This is a genomic window from Maribacter sp. UBA3344, assembly GCF_002362375.1.
GTDB lineage: Bacteria > Bacteroidota > Bacteroidia > Flavobacteriales > Flavobacteriaceae > Maribacter > Maribacter dokdonensis.
Window position 1 is genome coordinate 61,281 of record NZ_DERI01000015.1, and the last position, 6,367, is coordinate 67,647.

The following is a 6,367-nucleotide window of genomic DNA, read 5'->3' on the forward strand; positions in this document are numbered from 1 at the left end:
ATGATCTGATAAATGTCATAGTTTCTAGGGACCATGACATCTACATTTATTTTCATATTGATACGTTCTACTCATGAAAAACATTCTAATACCTACAGATTTTTCTTTGGCCGCATGGAATGCTACCGAGTTTGCACTACGTCTTTTTGCCAATACTACATGTACGTTCTATTTTTTAAATGCCTATACACCAGAAATTTACAGTAATAGATTAATGGCGGGTAATGCTGTTGTAGAAGCCAAAGCTTGTACTGCACAGAAAGCATCGGAAAAGGGACTTTCAATGTTGCTGTCACGTGTTAAAAAGCAACATGGTAATCACCGTCATACCTATGTGAAAATCCCAACATTTTCATTATTGATTGAAGAAGTGAAAGAAGCCATAGAAAAGTATGCTCTAGATTTTATAGTAATGGGCGCAACAGGAGAAGAAGAGGACCCTTCTTGTTTAATGGGTAGAAATGCGGTAAGGATTTTGGATAATGTACAAAATTGCCCTGTTTTAGTAATACCAAAAAAGTTTACGTTTAGGGACCTAGCCAATATTGCCTTGGTGTCAGATACAAATTATTTTTATAAGGGAAACGAATTGAATTCATTGTTACAAGTATGTAGCGGTTTTAATAGCAGAGTTCATATTCTGAATTTTCAGAAATCTAATGATCATTTGAATACCCTTAAAAAATTGAATTTGTATACCATAGATAAAACACTACATAATGTATCACATGAATTTTACAATATATCGGTTAAGGACGCTTTATCTTTTACTTTAAGTACTTTCATTGATCAAAATAATTGTCAATTGGTTGTGGTATTCAGTAGTAATCATGAGTTTATGAAAAACCTGAGGCTTAATTATGTCATTGACAAGGCACATTTTTGTAAAGATGTGCCTATACTTTCATTAAAATCAATTGAAAATTGATGGCTGCTTTCAAATGATGAAAATAGAAAATCTGTAGTAATGTTTTTGCAATTGGTGTAGGGTGAATTCAAAAGCACTAAAGTTTTTTTTAGAACAAATGAACAATCACGGGAACATCGATCATTTATAAATATCTTTAGCGAAAATAACGAACCTAAATACCATTATAAGTGAGCGCGGTAAACGAGAAAAAAGTAGCAGCATTAGAGGCGGTAAAATTTATTGAATCAGGAATGAATGTAGGTCTAGGTACCGGATCTACGGCATTTTTTATGATTGAAGCCATTGGGGAAATGGTGCAGAACGGATTACACATCAAAGCCGTTGCAACATCTAACGAGACTGAAAAATTAGCAAGAAAACTAGGTATTGATGTCATCACCTTGGCAGAGGCAAAGCGGTTGAATGTTACCATTGATGGTGCGGATGAGGTAGATCAAGACTTTCAGTTGATCAAAGGCGGTGGAGGTGCATTGCTGCGCGAAAAAATTGTGGCACATAATTCCGATCTTAATATTGTTATTGCCGATTCTTCTAAAAGTGTAAAAAAACTAGGTAAGTTCAAATTGCCTATAGAAACCATTCCCTTTGCAACACAGCTTATCATAAAGGAACTTGAAGGCATGAAACTTAGTCCCGTTCAACGTTTAAAAGATGGTGAGCATTATAGAACGGACGAAAACAACGACATCATAGACATAGATATTTGGGATGCCGATGTTAAACTGACGACCTTAGAACAGCAATTAAAGACCATACCCGGTATAGTAGAAACAGGATTGTTCTTGACCACTACCGATATTGTTATCATTGGGGAAGGGGATCAAGCAGTTGTCAAAAAGAGATAACTGCATTTTAGGGGTACAGAAAACGCTAAAATTGTTATAATATCCAGATTGTAAATATGCAAACCTGTGAAAGTCATTTCATGATTTCACTAGTGTAGGCATTTTTTGAATTTTGCTATTCCATTTACCATAGCATAAGTGTTTTATTTTGAGGAGATAAACCAATAAATACATCAGGAGGCACATGAAAAACTCTTCGAAAACCCTTTCGAAAGAGTTCAAGCATCAATCTATCGAAGTTTAGCCGTTTAATAGTTGAGTGCTATAGAATTATGTTGTGCAAATAATTTTAATTAGAGCCCTATATAAAGTATCTTTGAGGAGATTTAATAAGTTTTGAATTTAACACGAACCTGAAAAATAATCTAAAATATAATGAACAAGGAACTAGATCAATTAGCGGCCGATAATATTAGGGCATTAGCTGTAGCGATGGTAGAAAAGGCAAACTCTGGGCACCCAGGTGGGCCAATGGGAGGAGCAGACTACATGCACATTTTATATACTGAATTTTTCAACTATGATCCTTCTGATATGAAATGGCCTTTTAGAGATCGTTTCTTTATGGATGCTGGTCACTTATCAACATTGATGTATGCGCAATATTACCTTTTGGGGAACTACTCAAAAGACGACGTATCCAATTTTAGACAATGGGGATCGGTAACACCTGGTCACCCTGAGGTAGATGTGGCAAGAGGTATTGAAAATACATCTGGTCCATTAGGTCAAGGGCATACTATGGGTGTTGGTGCAGCGGTAGCGGCCAATTTCTTAAAAGCGCGTTTTGGCGATTGGATGAACCATAAGATCTATGGTTTTATTTCTGATGGTGGTGTGCAAGAAGAAATTTCTCAAGGTGCAGGTAGAATTGCTGGTCACTTAGGCTTAAGTAATTTTATCATGTTCTATGATTCTAACGATGTTCAATTATCATCTAAAACAGATGAGGTAACTTCTGAGGATACAGCAAAGAAATATGAAGCATGGGGATGGAAAGTAGTTACTATAGACGGTCACGATCATGAGCAGATCAGAAAAGCGTTGACAGATGCCAATGCAGAAACAGAAAAGCCAACCTTGATCATTGGTCAGACCATAATGGGTAAAGGCTGTGTAACTGCAGATGGAACTCCGTACGAAGGGTACACCGAGTTACATGGTAAGCCAATTGGCGATACAGGAGCTGATTATGAAAAGACTTTGGTGAATTTAGGAGCCGATGTTGACAATCCTTTTGATATTTATTCAAAAGTAGAGGAATACTACGAAGGGATCATCAATAGAAAGAAAGATGAAGCTCAGGCCAAGAAAAAAGAGATTGATGCATGGCGTTCAGAGAACCCAGAGCTATCTGCTAAGTTAGATGGTTTCCTTGAAGGAAAATTACCTAAATTGGATTTCAGTTCTATAGCTCAAAAAGAAGGTCAGGCGACAAGAGCGGCCTCTTCCAATGTTTTGGCTTATTTGGCACAGAACGTAGAGAACATGATCGTATCTTCTGCAGATTTATCTAACAGTGATAAAACGGACGGGTTCTTAAAGAAAACAAGTATTTTAAAGAAAGGTGATTTCTCCGGAGCCTTCTTACAGGCAGGTGTAGCGGAATTGACCATGGCAACTATGGCAAATGGTATTGCCTTACATGGTGGGGTTATGGCGGTAGTGGCCACATTCTTTGTGTTTTCTGATTATATGAAACCAGCCATTCGTTTAAGCTGTATTCAAGAATTACCGGTGAAGTTTGTTTGGACACATGACGCCTTTAGGGTAGGAGAGGATGGTCCAACGCACCAACCCATAGAGCAAGAAGCTCAAATACGTTTATTAGAGAAATTAAATAACCATAGCCATGAGCAAAGTTTTGTAGCATTGCGCCCGGCAGATTCTCAAGAAACGAATGTAGCTTGGAAAATGGCCATGGAAAACCAAAAGACGCCAACAGGTCTTATCTTGTCCAGACAAGGTATAGGTGATGTTCCTGCTAAGAGCGGTAACCGTTATGAAGAAGCTTTAGGAGCGGAAAAAGGTGGATATTTGGTACAAGAAGTAGCTGATCCAGATGTAATATTAATTGCCAACGGTTCTGAGGTATCTACTTTAGTAGCGGCAACCAAATTGTTGGAAGAGAAAGAAGGCTTGAAAGTGAATATAGCTTCAATACCTTCAGAAGGTTTGTTTAGACAACAGTCAGAAGCATACCAAGAAAAAATTATTCCGCCAAACAAGCCGGTATTCGGTCTTACGGCAGGTTTACCTGTAAACTTGGAAGGTTTAGCAGGACCAAATGGTAAAGTATTCGGTTTAGAGCACTTTGGGTACTCTGCACCTGCAACCGTACTTGATGAGAAATTTGGCTTTACCGGAGATCAAGTATACCAACAAGTAGTAGATTTTTTAAAATAAATAATCTTTAAGGCATTGCTTTAGGGACATTGATTATAAATTTAAAATTAGTAACAGATGAAATTTTTTATAGATACAGCAAATTTAGACGAGATCAAAGAAGCTCAGGATATGGGTATTTTAGATGGTGTTACCACAAACCCATCTTTAATGGCTAAAGAAGGCATTACAGGTGCCGATAATATTTTGGCACATTACAAGAAGATATGTGACTTGGTAGACGGTGATGTTAGTGCTGAGGTAATTTCTACCGATTTTGACGGAATGGTTGAAGAAGGGGAGAAGTTGGTTAAAATTAGCCCACAGATCGTAATTAAGGTACCAATGATCAAAGAAGGTGTAAAAGCGATAAAGTATTTCTCTGATAAAGGATACAGAACTAACTGTACGTTGGTATTCTCTTCAGGTCAAGCTTTATTGGCTGCAAAAGCAGGAGCAACTTATGTATCTCCGTTCATTGGTCGTTTAGATGATATCTCAACAGATGGTTTAGGCTTAATAGCGGATATTCGTTTGATCTATGATAACTACGGTTTTGAAACTGAAATTTTAGCAGCATCTGTACGTCACGTAATGCATATTATTGACTGTGCCAAAATCGGTGCCGATGTTATGACCGGTGGCTTAGGTGCAATTACAGGACTTTTAAAACACCCTTTAACAGATAGTGGTCTAGAGAAGTTCTTGGCAGATTACAAAAAAGGTAACTAAAGTGTAGAACTTTATCTCATTGATATTAAAAACCATCACTGAAAAGTGATGGTTTTTTTGTTTTATATTAGTTGTGATATAAAAGATATATGTGCAATTGTGTACATATACAATTGTTGTGCGCCATTATGAAAAAACCAACTATAATTATACTTTTAGGACTAACAACAATAATCCTAGTCTATTTGTTTACGGACATAAGGTATACGTTCAAACTGTTTACTGTATCATCAGCAGGTAATGAACCAACCTTAAAAATTGGGAGTATTCTGATTGGAACAAACCTTAAAAAACCAAAAAAACTTGACTTCGTTTTTTATCTTCAGGAATTAGAAGGTTATCCTGAAGGGATTTGGTTTCAAAGACTTTGTGGTATTGAAAATGACACAGTTCAAATAATAAATGGAACCTTGTTTGTTAATGGTAAAAATTTTGACGAAAACTTAATCCTTAACCATCAGTACAAAATGGATAAAAGCACTGCAAACAAACTTCTTAATGATAGAAAAATATCTAAAAAAGATATTCTGGAAATAAAAAACGACACAGCGTATTTAAATTTATCTGACAATATAGCGAACCAGTACCCTAAAAAAATTAAACGGACGACAAGGACATTAAATAATCAAGAAATAGTTTCAACTTATGGAAAACCCTGGACTGAAGAAAATTTTGGGCCAATTGTGATTCCAAAAAATTCTTTATTCTTTTTAGGTGACAATAGAAATTATAGTTACGATTCAAGGTTTTTTGGATTCGTAGACGAAAAAAAAGTAAAAGGTGTGCTTATAAATAAATAACGTCGCACAACAAAACCTAAACGTAATGCGGAGTTTTGGGTTAAGTCTAATTGCCTGCGTATATTTATAATGTCGCTAAATCTTTCCGATTTAGCTTTGGATAAGAAAAATAAAAACTAAACAAAAAGCTTTAGCTTCGTGCTACGGCGGAAACGTAACGTTTTCCTGGCATCCGCACTACGCTTAGCTAAACCGTTGTAAACAATTTAGAATCTCTTAGTTGAAATCAAAAATCATATCATTTATTATAACTAAAGGACTAATAATTGGCGGATTATTTATGTTGATAATTGCGGTCATAGTTCTGAATAATGGAGTCTTAAAAAAGAGAATAACGGAGCAGAATAAAATTATAACTGCTAAAGTTCTTGAAACACCAAAAGACTGTGATAATCTTGGACGGAGAGGTGGGTATTATAAGTTGACATATAATGGACAGGTTTTCGTAAAAAAAGGTAATCGACTAATTTGCGAAACGATAATCGGTAAAAGTGATTTGGAGGTATTGACCAATGAAAAGGAGGACAAAATTGTATTCTTAAATGAATATGAAGAGTCGAATGATTTTTGGAGCGGAATTTTACTCGGAATTATTGGAATCGTAATCGCATACAAAGGCTGGAAAAAATAAAAACTGTTTACAACAATGCCTCCTATGAAAAGCCCTAGTCCAG

The 6,367-nt window shown here is 36.1% G+C and carries 6 protein-coding genes; all 6 read left to right on the forward strand.

All coding sequences use genetic code 11. The features are described 5' to 3' along the window. The first annotated feature begins 73 nt into the window (after window positions 1–73). The gene (locus tag B2Z27_RS10950) at window positions 74–928 is read left to right on the forward strand and encodes a universal stress protein (protein ID WP_286813686.1); all 855 of its coding nucleotides are present in this window, start codon (window positions 74–76) and stop codon (window positions 926–928) included. Between the two features lie 170 nt (window positions 929–1,098). Next, on the forward strand, window positions 1,099–1,776 hold the full coding sequence (gene rpiA / locus B2Z27_RS10955; RefSeq protein WP_286813687.1) for a ribose-5-phosphate isomerase RpiA: 678 nt from the start codon (window positions 1,099–1,101) through the stop codon (window positions 1,774–1,776). 375 nt (window positions 1,777–2,151) lie between these two features. Further along, window positions 2,152–4,182: a transketolase family protein gene (locus B2Z27_RS10960; RefSeq protein ID WP_286813688.1), complete on the forward strand. Its 2,031-nt coding sequence runs from the start codon at window positions 2,152–2,154 to the stop codon at window positions 4,180–4,182. 57 nt (window positions 4,183–4,239) lie between these two features. Beyond that, entirely contained in the window at window positions 4,240–4,893 is a 654-nt protein-coding gene (gene fsa / locus B2Z27_RS10965; RefSeq protein WP_058105582.1) for a fructose-6-phosphate aldolase, read from the forward strand. A 128-nt stretch (window positions 4,894–5,021) separates the two neighbouring features. Then, window positions 5,022–5,693: a signal peptidase I gene (gene lepB / locus B2Z27_RS10970; protein WP_286813689.1), complete on the forward strand. Its 672-nt coding sequence runs from the start codon at window positions 5,022–5,024 to the stop codon at window positions 5,691–5,693. A gap of 220 nt (window positions 5,694–5,913) precedes the next feature. Further along, window positions 5,914–6,324 (forward strand): hypothetical protein, encoded by a 411-nt coding sequence (locus B2Z27_RS10975; RefSeq protein ID WP_286813690.1) that lies wholly within the window; start codon window positions 5,914–5,916, stop codon window positions 6,322–6,324. The last annotated feature ends 43 nt before the right edge of the window (window positions 6,325–6,367 follow it).

Coding starts and splice junctions, on each gene's coding strand:
- B2Z27_RS10960 (WP_286813688.1), top strand. CDS start 2,152: ATGAACAAGGAACTAGATCAATTAGCGGCCGATAATATTAGGGCATTA.
- fsa (WP_058105582.1), top strand. CDS start 4,240: ATGAAATTTTTTATAGATACAGCAAATTTAGACGAGATCAAAGAAGCT.
- lepB (WP_286813689.1), top strand. CDS start 5,022: ATGAAAAAACCAACTATAATTATACTTTTAGGACTAACAACAATAATC.
- B2Z27_RS10950 (WP_286813686.1), top strand. CDS start 74: ATGAAAAACATTCTAATACCTACAGATTTTTCTTTGGCCGCATGGAAT.